Annotated in this window: 2 protein-coding genes; one reads left to right on the forward strand and one right to left on the reverse strand. The window is 66.8% G+C overall.

Features of this window, described 5'->3' with window-relative positions:
• Positions 1-881: transglutaminase-like domain-containing protein (locus tag SI859A1_RS00090; protein WP_009207863.1), on the reverse strand; the 881-nt coding region annotated here is incomplete at its 3' end.
• A gap of 10 nt (positions 882-891) precedes the next feature.
• On the opposite strand from SI859A1_RS00090, the gene SI859A1_RS00095 reads away from it, so the two are divergent.
• A partial coding sequence (locus SI859A1_RS00095) for a transglutaminase family protein (RefSeq protein WP_009207864.1) occupies positions 892-1,487 on the forward strand: 596 nt, incomplete at its 3' end.

Consider the following 1,487-nt stretch of genomic DNA (forward strand, 5'->3'; position numbering starts at 1 on the left):
AGCTGCGCCTCGCGGGCGAGCCAGTAGGCGGAGTCCTCATAGGCCGGGGCGGCGTAGTCGGGCGACACGCCGATCGCCTCGGCGACCTTGCGCGACAGGCGCTCGGCCTCTTCGGGCCCGACCGGGCGCGCCTCGGTCTCGCGCGCCACCAGTTCGGCGTTCTTCCAGACCGGCACGCCATCCTTGCGCCAGTAAAGCGAGAAGGTCCAGCGCGGCAGGGTCTCGCCCGGATACCATTTGCCCTGGCCATAATGCAGGAAACCGTCGGGCGCGAAACGGTCGCGCAGGCGCCGGATCAGGTCGTCGGCGAGGCCACGCTTCATCGGGCCGGTCGCGTCGGCGTTCCATTCCGGCGACTCGAACTCGTCGATCGAGACGAAGGTCGGCTCACCGCCCATGGTCAGGCGGACGTCGTTCTCCACCAGTTCGCGGTCCACGGTCTCGCCGAGTTCGTCCAGCGCCTGCCAGCTTTCCTCGGAGAAGGGGTAGGACACGCGCGGCCGTTCGGAGATGCGATCGACGGTCATCTCGAAGTCGAATTCGACCTCGGCGAAGCTGACGGCGCCCGAGATCGGCGCAGCCGAACGGTAATGCGGCGTGGCGGCCAGCGGCACGTGGCTCTCGCCGGTCATCAGGCCGGAGGTGGGATCGAGGCCGATCCAGCCAGCGCCGGGCAGATAGACCTCGGCCCAGGCGTGCAGGTCGGTGAAATCGACATCGGTGCCCGTGGGGCGGCAGGTTCCGGCTTTCCGGCACCGGAGGCAAATAAATCGGTCCGCATCCCCTGCAGGGGGATGGGAGAGCTTGCCGGGGACCGTCCCGGCCTTATGGTCAAGGAACGTCTGCAGCATCCGCCCCGCCGCGTTCCGAGTGACCTGCACGAAAGTTCCGATGTCGATCCTAGCAGCCCTGCACCATGTCACCCATTACCGCTACGACCGTCCGGTCAGGCTCGGCCCGCAGGTCATCCGGCTGCGGCCGGCGCCGCATTCGCGCACAAGGGTGCCGTCCTACGCGCTGAAGATCCTGCCGGAGAACCACTTCATCAACTGGCAACAGGATCCTTTCGGCAACTACCTCGCGCGGCTGGTGTTCCCGGAGGAAGCCACCGAATTCCGCATCGAGGTCGATCTCCTGGCCGACATGACGGTCTACAATCCGTTCGACTTCTTCGTCGAGGAAGCGGCCGAGGCATGGCCGTTCCAGTACGAGGAGCCGCTGAAGACAGACCTCTCCGCCTATCTCGGTGCAGAGCCCGCCGGTCCGCTGCTGACCCGCTATCTGGAAGACCTCGACCGCAGCGAGACCCATACGGTGGATTTCCTCGTCGGCCTCAACCGGACGCTGCAGCAGGAGATCACCTATCTGGTGCGCATGGAGCCGGGCGTTCAGACGCCGGACGAAACGCTGCAGAACCGCTCGGGCTCGTGCCGCGACACGTCCTGGCTGCTGGTCCAGATCCTGCGCCATCTCGGCTTCGCCGCCCG

Origin of the sequence: Aurantimonas manganoxydans SI85-9A1 (assembly GCF_000153465.1) — a bacterium.
Taxonomy (GTDB): Bacteria; Pseudomonadota; Alphaproteobacteria; order Rhizobiales; family Rhizobiaceae; genus Aurantimonas; species Aurantimonas manganoxydans.